The sequence below is a fragment of the Sphingomonas sp. KC8 genome, assembly GCF_002151445.1.
Taxonomy (GTDB): Bacteria; Pseudomonadota; Alphaproteobacteria; order Sphingomonadales; family Sphingomonadaceae; genus Sphingomonas_E.
This window is the reverse complement of the sequence record NZ_CP016306.1, coordinates 2,564,223-2,578,962: the sequence shown is the minus strand read 5'-3', so window position 1 is coordinate 2,578,962 and position 14,740 is coordinate 2,564,223. Positions and strand designations below refer to the sequence as shown.

The window sequence follows — 14,740 nt, the reverse complement described above, 5'->3', positions numbered from 1 at the left end:
CCCGAACCCATTTACATGTCTCTCCCTTGCGGAGAACCCGGCCGCCATACAAAGGCGGCCGTTCGTGTTGGCGCGGGGTGGAGCAGCCCGGTAGCTCGTCAGGCTCATAACCTGAAGGTCACAGGTTCAAATCCTGTCCCCGCAACCAACACCCACAACCTCACAATATGCCACAGCGCCTCGGATCCGTCCGCAGGCGCTTTTTGTGTCTGCGCCGCCAAGGACCGCGGGACAATCCCGCTATCGGTCAGAGGCCTGCCCAGAACCCGCCCGCGCAATCGCCCGCAGATCCTGCGCCCGGTCAACCGGAACGGCCCGCGCCGCCGGCTTTTGATACAGCATCCAGCGCGGCGCACCGCCCGCAAAGGGCGGCCATACCCCCGCATCCGCCGGCGCCCCCGACGCCGCAAACCGACTGAAATGATCCAGCATCACACCGGACAAGCGCCGGTCTTCCGCCGTCATCGCCGCCGCGTGATACCCAAAGCGATCCAGCGTCCCGAACATGTAGAAAAGCTCCGTCCCGTGCGGCGCGCCATCGATGATCTCCGAAACAGGGCCGGGAACCGCGTCGAAACGATACAACCACGAGCGGCTCCGCTGCGCCACCTTGCCCGCCAGATCGAATGCCCCGGCCCCGAACAATATGTCCGCCGCCAGCGCCCCTACCCCGGATGCCGCCTGGCCCCCCTCCCGCGCTGCGTAACGATCGAGAATCGCCGCACGGTCGGCCGCGCTGGAACCAATCTGGTCGGGACGCGGCGACCAGAAGGGCAGGATACCGGCCTTGCCGTCCCCGAAACTCCAGACCAGGCTATCCCGGCTGGTCGTGCCGACGATCAGCGGCATGGCAACACCGTCGCGGTGCAGCCGCCGCAGGCGATCGTCCGTGATCAACTGGCCATCGACCATCGGACCCGCCGCCGCCAGCAAGGCCATCACATCCGCTATCTCGGGTGCGGCCGGGGCGATCCGATCCGCAGCGATCGCCCGGAGCATCGCGGCCGTCGGCTGCGCAGTGCCTGTCATGTGTTGCGCCCAGGTGGCGCCCAATGTCAGGGCGGATGGCCGGTCGGGATAATCGGTGCGCAGATCGCGTGGTGCCTGCAGCGGGGTGCCCGACATCAGGATGGCTTTGTGGAAGAGAGACGTGCGCGCGTCGGTCGTGGTGAGTAGCCCGACGGAGATTCCGCCCGCCGACTGGCCGAAGATCGTCACATTGTGCGGGTTTCCGCCAAAGCGGGCAATGTTGCGCCGCACCCACCGCAGGGCGGCGATTTGATCGAGCAGCCCGTAATTGCCGTGTGGCTCGCCCGCCTGTTCCGCCTCCAGCGCGGGATGTGCGAAGAAGCCGAGCCGCCCGAGACGATAATTGAGCGTGACGAGTATCACGCCGCGCCGGGCGAGCGCCTGCCCATCGAACTGGGCTTCGCTGCCCGCGCCGGCGATGAAGCCGCCGCCATGGATCCAGACCATGACCGGGCGATTGCGGCTGGAATCGGCGGGCGCCCAGACATTCAGGAACAGGCAGTCTTCGGCCATCGCGCCCAATGGCGATAATTGCGTCGGCGAGGATCTGACCTGCAGGCAGGCGGGGCCAGGCGCGGTCGCATCCCGCACCCCGGCCCAATGTGCCGGCGGTTGCGGGGCGCGCCAGCGCAGCTGGCCCGTCGGCGGGGCGGCGTAGGGAATGCCCAGATAGGCCAGCACGCCATCGCGCTGCGATCCGCGCAATTGCCCCGTTTCAATCCGCACGGTGGTGGCGCCGGCTGCCGTCGTCACGACCATGGCCGCCCCCGCCACCAGCGCCATCACCGCTTTCTTCATCGTCAGGACCTCCCCAAGGCCGGCAGGATGGGGCGGGCTACCGTCAGAACTGGAACCCCACATCGATGCCGTAGGTGCGTGGCACCTGGAACACGCCGATCACGCTGGTGCTGAGGTTGCGGGCAAATTCCAGTTCCTGATTGTTCGTCAGATTCTGGACCCAGGCGCTCACCCTGGCCTTGGTACCGGCGAGCGGCAGATCGACCAGCGACAGCCGCGCATTGATATCGAAACGCGACGGCAGGGTGGTGAGGTTGGCAGTCGCGCTGTTGCGCACCGGATCGCTCAGCCGCTTATCCTTGAATGCCCCGTCGATGCGGAACGACAGGTAGCTGTCATTCGCGAAATGCGGTGCATCATATTGGCCGCCGACGTTCATCGTATATTTGGGTGAAAGCGAATTGACCGGGCCAAGCGTGGGATTGTCCGACAGCTTCGAGTGAACATAGCCGAACGAGGTGTTGAAGGTCAGCCCTTCGGTCGGCACCGCCGTGAGTTCCAGCTCGAACCCGCTTTCTTCCGCCTTCGGTGCGGACAGAATGAACGTGCCAGCGGTGGCGGTGAAGGCCAGCGTCTGGACGTTGCGGCGATCGGTGTGGAAAGCTGCGGCATTCACCCGCAAGGTTTGATCGATCAGATCGCCCTTGAAGCCGATTTCATAGCTTCTGACCGTTTCGGCCTTGAAGGGGATTCCACCGACGATGCCGCCAGACAAATAGCCCGTCGCGAAGCGCGCGTAGAAACGGGCATCCGGATTGATGATATAGGTGGCGGTGGCATCGAAATCCCAATGATCGCCGGAGGCATTGAAGGTTTCGGCGGGCAGGACGAAGGGCCGCAGGCCAGCCGCGCGAAGCATTTCGCGGCGATTATCCTTGCTGTAGCGGATACCGCCGGCCAGTTCGAAATCGTCGCTTTTCCAGCTGAGATGGGCGTAACCGGCGAGCGAGCGATTGCGCACCGACGCGTCCGATCCGGCCAGATAATCGCTCGGCACGCCGAAGATGTTGGCGGTGGTGCCGGTGCCGGGGCCACGGCTGGGGTCGAGCGTGACCGGCGGGAACAGGGCGCCGATGAACACCGGGTTGTTGTCGGTGCCCGTTTCGCGGAACCAGAAGCCGCCGACCACCCATTCGATCTGGCCCATATTGCCGAGCAACTGGAGTTCCTGGCTCCATTGCTTCTGATGGCGATCTTCAATCGAAGAAATCGGGGTGAAGGGCAGGCCGCCAACGACAAGCGCGCCGCCGTCGATATCGTTGCCGCCGACAAATTCGTCGAGCTTGCGATAGGCGGTGATGCTCTTGACCGTGACCTGATCGCTGATGTCATAGGCGGCCGTCAGGCTGTGGCCTTGAATCTTGAGGCGCGACGGGGTCGTGAAATCGAGTGCCAGCGCTTTCTGGCGCTTGGTCGACGGGCCGACGACAAGGCTGGGGCTGCCGTAAAAGGCGGGTGCCGTGGCGGCAAAGCTGGGGTCGAAGCCCAGCAGCTGCTGGCCGAGCTGGGTGCTGCGTTTGTCGGTATAGTCGAATTTGTAATCGATCTTGAGCGCGTCGAGATCGAGCCGTGCGGCGGCGGCGAACGCGTCGGTATTTTCGCGGCCGAAATCCTTGGCGGATTTAACCGTGCCGAACGGGGCCGTGAAATTATAGGTGCGCCCCGGCGTCAGGTTCTTCACATAGCCGCGATTCTGATCGTGCAGGTAGCTCAGCCGCACTGACAAGGGGCCGAATGCGGGCAGATCGACCGAGATGCGGCCCTTGTAGCGATCGAAATTGCCGATCGTGCCTTCGACCTTGACCTTGAGTTCACCGCTGGGAGCGGCGGTGATGAAGTTGATCGCGCCGCCGGTGGAGTTGCGTCCGAACAGGGTGCCCTGCGGCCCGCGCAGCACTTCGACCCGTTCGATATCGGCAAGGTCGAACGCGGTGCCGGCCGGGCGACCGAGATAGACGCCATCGATGTAGAGGCCGATACCGGCGTCGGTTTCGAACTTGAGCGACCCGGTCGAAACGCCGCGCAGATAGAATTGCGGCGCGGAGGCCGAGCCGAATTGCCGCTGCACATCGAGATTGGGCACGGCGGCGCCCAGATCCCCGAAATTGGCGATATTGAGATTCTGCAGCATTTCCGAATTGAAGCCGGTGACGGCGACAGGAACGCTCTGGAGATTTTCTTCCACCCGGCGCGCGGTGACGACAATGTCGCCCAGACCGCGTTCGGATGCACCGGCCTGGGTGTCCTGGGCAATCGCGGCCAGCGGGTGAAATGCAGTGCAGGCAACGCAACCAAGCAGAATCGAACGCAAGTTCCTCATCAGAAATCTCCCCTCGGATCGTCCGCTATCGGGTGCGGATCTGTCGCGAGCGGGGAATGTGCGGGACGTTGCGAAATCCCGACACCTTCATATCGACTAGATGGCTGCAAATGCCGTTTCAGCCGCCAAATGGCGGGTTGTGGGGCCAGGTGACGATGGCCGGCTGACGAAAGTCATGCCCATCCTGCGCCGTTTCCTGCTGAGAAATCAGACGAATTGATGCCGGAAGCACCGGTAAAGCTTGCGCCACGTTAACGGTTGCGCGACAACAATTAACAGTACCCGGCGGGGGCCGGGGTAACGTGAGAGGGGCGGACGACCGCCAAAGACGGTCGCCCAGGGCGCGCATGATCTTACAATCCTGGTGGTATGTGGCGATCATCTGCAACATCGCCGCCTATATTTTCTACTGGTTGGGCATCAGGCGACAGCTTGTGCGGCCCAATCGTTCGTCCTGGCTGATCTGGAGCGCCGCGACCGCGATCGAGGCGATGACCTATCAGGCGGTCAACCACGGCGCCGCGCAGAACATCATCTTCGCGATATCGGCGCTCGCCTGCATCCTCGTCACCCTGGCGGTATGGCGGCAATCGGCATGGGAGCCGCCAACGCGCACCGAAAGCGTGTGCATGGGCCTCAGCCTGGCCGCTTTGGTGGTGTGGGGCGTGTTCCAGTCGGCTTTCTGGGCGCACATGCTGGTCGTCGTCGCGATTCCGATCAGTTTCGTGCCCACCTGGGCCAGCGTCATGGCGGATCGCGAACATGAACGGTCGCCGGCATGGGGGCTGTGGACGATCGGCGATCTTGCCACGCTATTCGTGATCATCGCCGGTCTGCAGGATGAACGATCGGAGATTCCCTATATCTTCGTCGAACTCGTCTGCCACGCCAGCATGTGGTTCATGGTCGGGCTGGCGACGATCAATCCGTTCCGGTCCTTCGGCTTCGCGCGTGGGCCATTCTTCATCCGCGAGATCGATCGCGGCGAGCCGCGGATCTTTGCGATCGGCGAAAATCACCTGGGCAAGGCGGTGTTCGCCGGTGTTCCCTTCGCCACGGGCGGACGCATTGTCGAGTTCAAGGGGCCGCGGCTGCACAAACGGATGCTGCCCGACCTGATCGCAGGGCAGGCCGATCGTTTTGTGCAGATCGACGAAGATCATTATATGGGGCCATCAGGCGGGGTCGACGATCTGATCAACCATAGTTGCGATCCGAATGCCGGCCTGCGTTTCTGCGAGCACGGCATCTTTCTCCACGCGATCCGCGATATCGCGCCGGGTGAAGAGATCACCTGGGATTATTCCACCACGTTGTACGAAAGCCGCTGGCAGATGGAGTGCCAGTGCCGCAGCATCACATGCCGTGGGGTCGTTGGGGATTTTTCCGATCTGGCCGAAGATATTCGCGAGCGATATCGCACCTTGGGCCTGGTGCCGCCCTATCTCCACTGACCCGCCGGTCAGGCGGCGATCGATGACGTCTCGGTGCGATCATCTTTGGGAAGGGCCGCGGCCCGCAGAGTGATCGTGGCCGTGGCGCCCTGGCCCGGCCCGCCGCTGACCAGGGTGAGCGTGCCGTGCATGGCGTTGATCGAATTGGCGCACCAGTGCAGGCCGAGGCCGCCGGACTTCTGTTTCCGGCTGGAAAAGCCGCGGCGGAACAATTGCAGGCTCTGGGCATGATCGAAGCCTTCGCCATTGTCGGCGATGCGGATTTCGACGACTTCGCCGTCGGGCCGGGTGAAACGATCGATCGCCACGCTGATGCGCCCCGGATTACACCCCGCGCTTGCAATGGATTCGATGGCGTTGGCGAAAAGATTGCCGATCACCTGGCTGAGGAGAATGCGGTTGGCGTCGACCAGCGCGCTGTCTTCGGGGCAGCTGAAATCGACCTGACCGGTTGCCGCATAGCGGGCAAGTGCTGCATTCTGTTCGATCACCGCCAGCACATCGCACGGTTCGGTATCGATCCGTTCATGGGCGATCGACTGTTGATGACCGATGATTTCCAGAACATTGTTGAGGCAGCTGCGGGCACTGACCAGATCTTCGCGCCGGCGTTCGCTCTGTGCGCGGTGCGTTTCGAGCGCGGCGACAAGAAAGGCTGCGAGCTTCTGGCGACGCACCGGCGAGGTATCGTCCCGCGCGAGTTCGCCAAGCGCGCGATTGGCGTCTTCATGGGCAATGACCGGCTGAGCATTCATGCCCTGGGACACGATCACGCTGATCGGATTGAGGCCATTGCGCACATTGTGCATCACGCCGATCGCGCTTTCGCTCTGGCCCAGCTTGAACGACTGGATTTCCACCTGTTCGCGCAGATCCTTGAGCTGGGCGAGCATGGCGTTGAAGCTGCGCACCAGCGATCCGATTTCGTCGGCTCGCTTCTGATCGTCCAGCAGGTGCAACTGGCCTGATGCCGAAACATCCTGCATGTGGCGTTCGACCCCGGCGAGCGGGCTGATCACGAGCCGGCCGATCATCTGCCGCAGCACCAGCAGCACGATCACCAACAACCCGGCCGTGCCGAACACCGTCAGCCATAGCATGCGCTGGCCGAGCAGGGTGTAGTCGCGGGGCACGACGAAGGTGGCGTTGGCGATATGGACACGGTTGAGGCCGTCAATATCCACGGCGATGTCGAGCGTGCGCGGGCGTTCGAGCACCGCGGTTTTCTGATGCGCGCGGCCGACCCCAAAACGGGCCTTCAACTGGATGAGGTGGCTGAGTTGCTGCGAACTGATCTGCCGCGCCATCGCGACGTAGCCGGGCGATATGCCGCTGCCGTCGCTGCGCAGCACCTTGGCGATGCCGACAGCAACGACGCGTTCGCCCAGGCGGGCGTAGAAATGGGCCGATTCCGATTTTCCGGCGAGCGTGCGCACGGAGTGGGACCGGATCATCGTATTGAACGCTTCGGCGAGCTCGGCGTCGTCCGCCTGTCGTTCCAGATCGACATAGCGGGAATAGACGATCTTGCCGTCATTATCGACATAGGCCATGCCATTGATGTCGAGATTGGTGAAGGCGAGGACCGAAAAGACGGCATCTACAAAGGGCGTGCCGCCCTGATACATATATTTGTAGCTGTCGTCCCAGACCCCATAGTCCTTGACCGCGATTTCGACCTTCGAGGCATATTCTTCGAGGGCGGCGCGGGTGCGATCGATGTGGCCTTCCACCGCCACGGCTTCCAACCGGCTGAAATTGGGCGTGATGATTGCCATCAGGAGCGCCAGGATCCCGGCAAAGCCGATCGCACCGGCGGCCGACAGGATCACGGCGAGTTTGACACCGAGCGAAGCCCTACGCAGGAAACCCGGAAGCGGAGGGAGCGCGATCTTCATGGCAGGCGATAAACCCCGGCGGCAACGCTGGGCCGATCATCCGCCGTGCCCTGCGCCGCAAGCGATGCGGTAAGCGCCGCATTGCCGGGACGGCCGTAATAATATCCCTGGAGGTGGGAGCATCCGGCCAGCCGTAGCGCCTGATTCTGGGTTTCGGTTTCGACCCCTTCGGCCACGACCCCAAGGCCGAGCGAGCGGGCAAGATGCGTAACCGAATTGACGATCGCGGCGGATTCAACCTCGCGGCCCAGCCCGTCGATGAATGATTTATCGATCTTCAGGCAATCGAGCGCGAAATTGCGGATGTTGAACAGGCTGGAATAGCCGGTTCCAAAATCGTCCAGCGCGATGCGGAAACCGAGCCCGCGCAGCCGTTGCAGCGTTTCGGCGGCGCGCAGATCATCGTCGAAGATCGCCGTTTCGGTGATCTCGATCTGAACGCGCTGCGGTGGCAGGCCCGATTTGGCGACGGTGGCGGCCAGCGATTCGACAAAATCCTGCCGGCGAAACTGGCGCGGCGAGAAGTTGATCGAGACATATTGATGGGGCCAGCGCTGGCATTCGGCGAGCGCCTCGGCCGTCACCCAGTCGCCCAGTTCGTGGATGAGGTTGCTTTCTTCGGCGATCGGGATGAACACCGATGGCGAAATCGATCCATGTTCGTCGCTGGTCCAGCGCAACAGCGCTTCGAACCCGACAATGTCGAGCCGTTCGCGCGCCACGATCGGCTGATAGACGACTTCCAGTTCGCGTCGCGCGATCGCCTGGCGCAGGCCGGCTTCGATCGACTGACGAAAACGGACGCTTTCATCCATGCTCGCGTCGAACAGCCGCACCTGGCTGCGCCCGGCGCGCTTGGCTTCGTACAGCGCCAGATCGGCCAGGCGCATATGATCGATCTTGTCATCTTCGGACGATGGCGTCGCCAGGATCAGGCCCATCGAGGCGCTGACCTGAACCGAATGGCCGAGAATGATATAGGTGGTCGAGCAGACGGCGACGATCCGTTCGCATTGTTCCATCGCCGCGCGTGCATCGGTCGCGTCGAACAATAAGCCGAACTCATCGCCCCCCAGCCGGGCAACCATCCCGTCGCCCAACTCGGCCGACAGGCGCTTGCACACTTCGCGGATCAGTTCGTCGCCGGCGGCATGGCCCAGCGTGTCATTGACGTTCTTGAAGCGATCGAGATCGAGCATGCCGACGGCAAAGCCCGACCGGTCGGCCTGCGTGCGTTCGGACAGTTCGCGCAGGAATGCGAGCCGGTTGGGTGCCCCCGTCAGCGAATCGTGGCTGGCCATATGCACCGCGCGCGCTTCGTTGGCGGCAAGCGCGAGCGTCTTCTCTTCAAGTTTCGAGACTTTTTCGGCCAGCGCGTTGCGGGCGTGCGCCAGATCGGAATCGACCTGCCAGCGCTGGCACAATGCCCGCGCGGTTTGCGAAACCTCGTTCACCTCGAAGGGCTTGGTAATGTAGAAAATCTTGTCGATCGGGCCGGCGGCGCGGGAAATTTCGATCGGGCTGTAATCCGAATAGCCGGTTACGATGACCAGATTGATTTCCGGATCGAGCGCACGGATGCGCTTGGCGGTTTCCTTGCCGTCGATGCCGGGTGGCATGCGGATATCGATGAACGCGACGCGATAGGGATCACCTTCGCGCAGCGACTGTTCCACCAGCCCGACCGCATCCAGCCCCTGGGTTGCATGACTCAGCCTGAAGCTGTCGGAGGAATCCTCCTTCGCTGCGGGGGTGTCACCGCCAAAAAGTTCTGATGCCATCGACGCCAGCGCATCTTGCGCTGATGTCGTGCCCGTCGCGTCCAGCGTTCGCCGGTACGCGTCGTGCATTGCTGGCTCGTCATCTACGATGAGGATGCGCACATCCGCCCCACAACTTGTTTCAGTCTGTGGGTCTAGACAAAGAAGGATAATAATTCGTTTCCGATTCCGACCGTCATCTGATGAATGACGCCAGATGACCTGCCGCCCGCTGCAAGGGTCGCGTATGTACAGCGGGCGGCGGGCCGGCGGGCAATGACCCGCCTTTCCCGTCGATGTGGCGACGACGGAAAATTCAACAGAAAGCCGTGGCGGCAGGCGTTACCGCCGGGCCGGCTGCGAAATCGGGCCTGCCCAGGGCGCTATCGTGCCGATCGGGGCCGGTGGCGGCCCGGCCCGGCAATCCCGATCGCCAAACAAGCCGGCCAAGGGGGGCGGAGCCGGGGCCGCCGCCGGCGGATTGGCGCTGGCGATCAGGTGCAGGAAACCGAGCTTGGCGGACACGGGGCAACTTTCTGAAAACGCAAAACAACATCGCCGTGGTAGCCGTCGCCGCCGGCCCCATCCCGGCGGCATCGACCGAGACGCAGGATAGGGCGACGGGGTGCCGGATCATCGACGAAGCGCGCAGCCGCGGCGACGAAAATGAGGGGCTGCCGATAAGGGCGGCGGCACGCGATTCGGAAGATATCTGACGTCAAGAAAGCGCCACTCGCGCGAATCGTTCGGCCGAAAGGGCGATCCCGACCATGATTTCGGCAATCAGGCGGATTCTATCCGGCGCAATCTTCGGGTAAGCAGGCGCGCATGGCCATTCTTCGCCTCCGCTCGCAGCCCTTTTTCGACGACAAGAACCGTGCGTTCTGGATTCTCCAGTCGGCCGGATGGGCAGGCTATCTGCTGCTTCGGTCGCTTGGCGGCCTCGCCAACGGCATGGGGCTGCTGTTTCTCGTGCCGAGTTTCCTCAATACCGCGACCGGCTATTCATTGACGCTGCTGATGGCGTCGATTTTCCGCCGCCTGATCAACCAGAAGCCGGTGATCACCTGGGGCGTTTCGATCGTCGTGCTGGTGATTGCGTCGGCCGCTTTCTCGACCATCGAGGTCTGGGCGCACGCCACCTTCTATCGCCCCGGCGAAATGCCGTCGGGCATCCAGTTCCTGGGCGCGATCCTGCTCGATTTCTCACTGCTGGCGGCATGGGCGGCGCTCTATTACGGCATCAACTTTTATCTGCTGCTGGAGGAACAGAGCGACCAGCTTTCGCGACTGGAATTGCAGGCGTCGTCGGCCCAGCTGGCGATGCTGCGCTATCAACTCAACCCGCATTTCCTGTTCAACACGCTCAATTCCATATCGACTTTGGTGCTGCTGAAGGAAACCCAGCGGGCCAATGCGATGTTGTCGCGCCTGTCGTCCTTTTTGCGCTATACTCTGGTCAACGAACCCACAGGCCAGGTGACGCTGGCACAGGAGGTCGAGACGCTGAAGCTCTATCTCGAGATCGAGAAGATGCGCTTCGAAGAGCGGTTGCGCCCGCACTTCGATATCGATCCCGCCGTGTCGCGGGCGCGGTTGCCGTCATTGCTGCTGCAACCGCTTGTGGAAAATTCGATCAAATATGCCGTGACGCCCAAGGAGGAGGGGGCCGAGATATCCGTGGAAGCGCGACTGGCCGGGGATCGGGTGCAGATCACCGTGTCTGATACAGGCCCCGGCTTGAACGATACGGTGAACCGCCCCACATATTCGACCGGCGTTGGCCTGGCGAATATTCGCGACAGGCTGGCGCAGGCTTATGGCGCCGACCACCGTTTTGAGGTTCAGGGGGAACGGGGGGCAGGGTTCGGCGTCATGATCGAAATACCGTTTACGACCGAAGAGCCCAAGGAACCCGCATGACAATTCGAACCATCCTCGTCGATGACGAGCCGCTTGCCATTCAGGGCCTGCAGCTTCGGCTTGAACCGCATGAGGATGTCGAAATCATCGAAACCTGCCTCAACGGCAGGGAAGCGATCCGTGCGATCAAGACGCACAAGCCCGATCTTGTGTTTCTGGATATCCAGATGCCGGGATTCGATGGTTTTTCCGTCGTCCAGGGGCTGATGGAGGTCGAACCGCCGCTGTTCGTGTTCGTCACCGCTTATTCCGACCATGCGTTGCGCGCGTTCGAGGCCGATGCCGTCGATTATCTGATGAAGCCGGTGGAAACCGAACGGCTGGCCGACACGCTGGATCGGGTGCGCCAGCGCCTGGCCGAAAAGCGCAGCATCGAGGAAGCCGGCCGGCTGAAGGAAGTGCTGGCCGAACATGCCCCCGAAGCCGCCGAAGCCATGCCCGAAGGCAGCGAGGCGCCGGCCGCCAACCGCTTCGAAAAACTGATCAATATCAAGGATCGCGGGCAGATTTTCCGCGTCGATGTCGACACCATTGAGCGCATCGACGCCGCCGGCGATTATATGTGCATCTATACAGGCGACAACACGCTGATCCTGCGCGAGACGATGAAGGACCTGGAAAAGCGGCTCGATCCGCGCCGGTTCCAGCGGGTCCACCGGTCGACCATCGTCAATCTCGACCTCGTCAAGCAGGTGAAGCCGCACACCAACGGCGAATGCTTCCTCGTGCTCGATTCGGGCGCGCAGGTGAAGGTCAGCCGGTCCTATCGCGACGTGGTGGCACGATTCGTCCACTGACGGCGCATTCCGTTCAGCCCCTGGCCGGCGCGAACTTCAGCGCCAGCCCGTTCATGCAGTAGCGCAGGCCGGTGGGCTTCGGCCCGTCATCGAAGACGTGGCCCAGATGCCCGCCGCAACGGCGACAGTGCACTTCGGTGCGGGTGTAGCCCAGCAGCGAATCGCGGCTGGTGGCGATGGCGCGGGGCAAAGGCTGCCAAAAGCTCGGCCAGCCCGTGCCGCTGTCATATTTGGTGCGCGACGCGAACAAGGGCAGGTCGCAGCCGGCGCACAGGAATGTGCCAGCGCGATGTTCCTTCAGCAACGGGCTGGAGCCGGGCGGTTCGGTGGCCGCACGACGCAGCACGGCATAAGCGGCGGGGCCGAGCTTCTTGCGCCAGGCCGCGTCGCTCAGCGCATATTCGAACTTGCCCGCGGTGGCACCGGCCGGGGCGACCAGGGTCACACCAGTGATCGCGCCCGCAACCAGTGCTGCGCCGCCCGCGCCCAGAAATTGCCGCCTGTCGACGATCATCACTTTCTCCCAACCGCATCATCCTTAGCAGATATAGAGGACGGCGGGCTGCGGTTTCAGGTGGAGCGCCGACGAAACAGCCCCCGCCGTTTCGGCCCGCCGGATTTGAGCACGCTCACCCGGAAACGCCGCGCGGCGAAGCGGATGATGAGCGCGATCCACAGCGCCTGCCAGCCGATCGCCAGCAGATGCGGCCAGATTTGGGGCGATTGCGCGGCGCGCGCGATCATCGCGAAGGGCGAACTCCACGGGAAGATCATCGCGGTCAGCGCAAGGCCGCTTGCCGGGGCGACGACGACGCTGGATGCGAGAGCCACGACGCCCAGCTGGCCCATCGTCACCGGCATCGACAGCGTCTGCACCTCCCGGACGCTGGCGGCCTGCGCGCCGATGCCGAGGAACAGGGCGCCGAGCAGAAGATAGCAGGCGATGAAATAGACGATGCCCAGCGTGATGAACGGGATCCACCCCACCGCCGGAGGCGGCAAGGCCGCCGTGGCGGCGGGAAACAGCCCGCGCATCGCCAGTATGGCAAGTGCCCCCCATGCCGCGATCGCCGTCAACGACATGGCCAGCATCGCGGCCAGCTTACCCAGAAAAACCGCGTCGACGGGAACGGCGGCGGCCAGCACCTCGATCACCTTGTTCGATTTTTCCTCGATCAGATTGGACAGCAGCATACCGGCGAGAATCATGGCGAGCACCATCAACACGAGCTGGCCCATCCGCGCGGTGAGCGCGCGGCCGGCCATGTCGTTGCCGGCCGCCTTGCCGACCGTGCGCACGGCGAGGGTGACGGGGGCCGGTGGCGGAACGCCGGCAGCGGTGATCGCGCCGGCGGTGCGGGCCGAATCATAGATCAGCGCCAGCTTGGCCTGCGTTTCGGTGATTCCGCCACGCGGTCCGATCAGCAATGGCGCGTCCAGCCCGTCGCGGGCCACCGCCACCACGCCGTGCGCCTGATCGGCGAGCAGCCTGGCCGTCTGCGCATCGGCATCGGGCGCGGGCGCGATGATCCGCAGGCCGGGAAGGGCGGTGTCGCCCAGCCGTTTTGCCAGCCGCGCATGGGCGGCCTTGAGCGCATCGCCATCGGCTGCCGTCGCGATCACCGCAACGGTCGGGTGCGTCGCGCGGGTGTCGACGTCCGCGCCGATCGCGCCAAACAGCGCACCGGCCAGAATCGGCAGCAACGGGCCAAGCAGGAACAGCAGGAAGGTCTTGGACAGGACGCTGGCCACATAATCGCGGCGCGCGATGACATAAGCGGCGCGTATCACGTCGATCATGCCACAGCCTCCGTATCGGGCCGGTCCATCTGCGCGGCGGCGGCCTCGCCCGCGATCGCGACGAAGGCATCGTGGAGACCCGGCCGTTCGATCGACAGCGTTTCGATGCCGGCGCCGCCGTCGATCAGCGCCTTCAGCAATGGTTCGATCCCGCCGGCCGGCAGGTCGAAATTCCAGATGGCGCCGTCATGCGCGGCATCGGCGGGCAGCGCCGATCGCCATGGCCCGTCGGCAGCCCGGGTAGCCAGGCGCACGCGCGGGCGCAGCCGGTTGCGGGCATCTTCCACCGCGCCTTCGAAGCGGACCTTGCCGCCGGCGATGATCGCGACGCGCTCGCACAGCCGTTCGGCATGGGCGATGACATGGGTGGAAAAGAGCACGGTGACGCCATCGGCTGCCTGCTCGCGAATCAGGCCTTCCAATCGCGCCTGATTGAGCGCGTCGAGGCCGGAAAAGGGTTCGTCGAGGACGATCAGGCGTGGACGGTGGACCAGCGTGCCGAGCAATTGCACGGTCTGCGCCATGCCCTTGGACAGGCTGCGGATCGGCTTGCGGCGGGCATCGCCCAAGCCGTAGGTGTCGAGCATCGCATCGGCGCGCAGCCGGCCTTCGGCCAGCGGCAGCCCGCGCAGCGCGCCCATGAAGGCGATTGCCTCGCGTGCATGCATGCCGGGATACAGGCCGCGTTCCTCGGGCAGATAACCGACCCGTCTGGCCGCCTTGAGCGGTTTGGATTCGCCTAGCAGGGTGCGATGCCCGGCATCGGGATCGATGATGCCGAGCAGCATTCTGAGCGTCGTCGTCTTGCCGGCGCCATTGGGGCCGAGTACGCCGAAAATCGATCCGGCGGGCACCGCAAGGTCGATCCCGTCGACCGCGCGAAATCCGCCAAATTCCTTTACCAGCCCGTGCGCTTCGATCGCATTCGTCACGTTCACCCGCTTGGTCTAGATTGTTTACC

General features: G+C 63.7%; 11 protein-coding genes and 1 tRNA gene. 5 read left to right on the top strand and 7 right to left on the bottom strand.

Annotated elements, in window-relative coordinates:
• Positions 1 to 71: 71 nt before the first annotated feature.
• Positions 72 to 148: transfer RNA gene (locus KC8_RS12155), tRNA-Met, on the top strand.
• A 92-nt stretch (positions 149 to 240) separates the two neighbouring features.
• Here KC8_RS12155 and KC8_RS12150 read toward each other — a convergent pair.
• Both KC8_RS12150 and KC8_RS12145 read right to left on the bottom strand, forming a co-directional pair.
• A complete protein-coding gene (locus KC8_RS12150) occupies positions 241 to 1,827 on the bottom strand; it encodes a carboxylesterase/lipase family protein (protein WP_086495565.1) in 1,587 nt (528 codons plus the stop codon).
• A gap of 43 nt (positions 1,828 to 1,870) precedes the next feature.
• A complete protein-coding gene (locus tag KC8_RS12145) occupies positions 1,871 to 4,147 on the bottom strand; it encodes a TonB-dependent receptor (protein WP_010122972.1) in 2,277 nt (758 codons plus the stop codon).
• A 347-nt stretch (positions 4,148 to 4,494) separates the two neighbouring features.
• On the opposite strand from KC8_RS12145, the gene KC8_RS12140 reads away from it, so the two are divergent.
• A complete protein-coding gene (locus KC8_RS12140) occupies positions 4,495 to 5,601 on the top strand; it encodes an SET domain-containing protein (protein WP_029624187.1) in 1,107 nt (368 codons plus the stop codon).
• Between the two features lie 8 nt (positions 5,602 to 5,609).
• Here KC8_RS12140 and KC8_RS12135 read toward each other — a convergent pair whose 3' ends face one another.
• Together KC8_RS12135 and KC8_RS12130 are read right to left on the bottom strand one after the other, a co-directional pair.
• Positions 5,610 to 7,499, bottom strand: coding sequence for a CHASE4 domain-containing protein (locus KC8_RS12135; protein ID WP_010122968.1), 1,890 nt, complete (start codon positions 7,497 to 7,499; stop codon positions 5,610 to 5,612).
• Entirely contained in the window at positions 7,496 to 9,349 is a 1,854-nt protein-coding gene (locus KC8_RS12130) for a two-component system response regulator (RefSeq protein ID WP_010122967.1), read from the bottom strand. Before KC8_RS12130 ends, KC8_RS12135 begins: the two co-directional genes overlap by 4 nt.
• Positions 9,350 to 9,819: 470 nt before the next feature.
• On the opposite strand from KC8_RS12130, the gene KC8_RS19835 reads away from it, so the two are divergent.
• From KC8_RS19835 to KC8_RS12115, 3 genes are all read left to right on the top strand, one after another.
• Positions 9,820 to 9,975 carry a hypothetical protein gene (locus tag KC8_RS19835; RefSeq protein ID WP_157663920.1) on the top strand — a complete coding sequence of 52 codons (156 nt, stop codon included), beginning with the start codon at positions 9,820 to 9,822 and terminating at the stop codon, positions 9,973 to 9,975.
• A gap of 112 nt (positions 9,976 to 10,087) precedes the next feature.
• On the top strand, positions 10,088 to 11,182 hold the full coding sequence (locus KC8_RS12120; protein ID WP_010122965.1) for a sensor histidine kinase: 1,095 nt from the start codon (positions 10,088 to 10,090) through the stop codon (positions 11,180 to 11,182).
• Complete coding sequence (locus KC8_RS12115; protein WP_010122963.1) at positions 11,179 to 11,979, top strand: LytR/AlgR family response regulator transcription factor; 801 nt, start codon at positions 11,179 to 11,181, stop codon at positions 11,977 to 11,979. The genes KC8_RS12120 and KC8_RS12115 overlap by 4 nt, the downstream gene beginning before the upstream one ends.
• Before the next feature lie 13 nt (positions 11,980 to 11,992).
• On the opposite strand, the gene msrB is transcribed toward KC8_RS12115, so the two are convergent.
• From msrB to KC8_RS12100, 3 genes are read right to left on the bottom strand one after another with little or no spacing between them, the layout of a single operon-like run.
• Positions 11,993 to 12,493 carry a peptide-methionine (R)-S-oxide reductase MsrB gene (gene msrB, locus KC8_RS12110; RefSeq protein WP_010122961.1) on the bottom strand — a complete coding sequence of 167 codons (501 nt, stop codon included), beginning with the start codon at positions 12,491 to 12,493 and terminating at the stop codon, positions 11,993 to 11,995.
• Positions 12,494 to 12,549: 56 nt separating this feature from the next.
• Positions 12,550 to 13,779, bottom strand: coding sequence for an ABC transporter permease (locus KC8_RS12105; protein ID WP_010122959.1), 1,230 nt, complete (start codon positions 13,777 to 13,779; stop codon positions 12,550 to 12,552).
• Positions 13,776 to 14,717 carry an ABC transporter ATP-binding protein gene (locus tag KC8_RS12100; protein WP_010122958.1) on the bottom strand — a complete coding sequence of 314 codons (942 nt, stop codon included), beginning with the start codon at positions 14,715 to 14,717 and terminating at the stop codon, positions 13,776 to 13,778. Before KC8_RS12100 ends, KC8_RS12105 begins: the two co-directional genes overlap by 4 nt.
• Positions 14,718 to 14,740: the final 23 nt, after the last annotated feature.

Bases quoted from the DNA above. Each gene is read 5' to 3' on its own strand.
- KC8_RS12105 (WP_010122959.1), bottom strand. From the start codon at position 13,779: ATGATCGACGTGATACGCGCCGCTTATGTCATCGCGCGCCGCGATTAT.
- KC8_RS12150 (WP_086495565.1), bottom strand. From the start codon at position 1,827: ATGAAGAAAGCGGTGATGGCGCTGGTGGCGGGGGCGGCCATGGTCGTG.
- KC8_RS12120 (WP_010122965.1), top strand. From the start codon at position 10,088: ATGGCCATTCTTCGCCTCCGCTCGCAGCCCTTTTTCGACGACAAGAAC.
- KC8_RS12140 (WP_029624187.1), top strand. From the start codon at position 4,495: ATGATCTTACAATCCTGGTGGTATGTGGCGATCATCTGCAACATCGCC.
- KC8_RS12130 (WP_010122967.1), bottom strand. From the start codon at position 9,349: ATGCACGACGCGTACCGGCGAACGCTGGACGCGACGGGCACGACATCA.
- msrB (WP_010122961.1), bottom strand. From the start codon at position 12,493: ATGATCGTCGACAGGCGGCAATTTCTGGGCGCGGGCGGCGCAGCACTG.
- KC8_RS12135 (WP_010122968.1), bottom strand. From the start codon at position 7,499: ATGAAGATCGCGCTCCCTCCGCTTCCGGGTTTCCTGCGTAGGGCTTCG.
- KC8_RS12115 (WP_010122963.1), top strand. From the start codon at position 11,179: ATGACAATTCGAACCATCCTCGTCGATGACGAGCCGCTTGCCATTCAG.
- KC8_RS12145 (WP_010122972.1), bottom strand. From the start codon at position 4,147: ATGAGGAACTTGCGTTCGATTCTGCTTGGTTGCGTTGCCTGCACTGCA.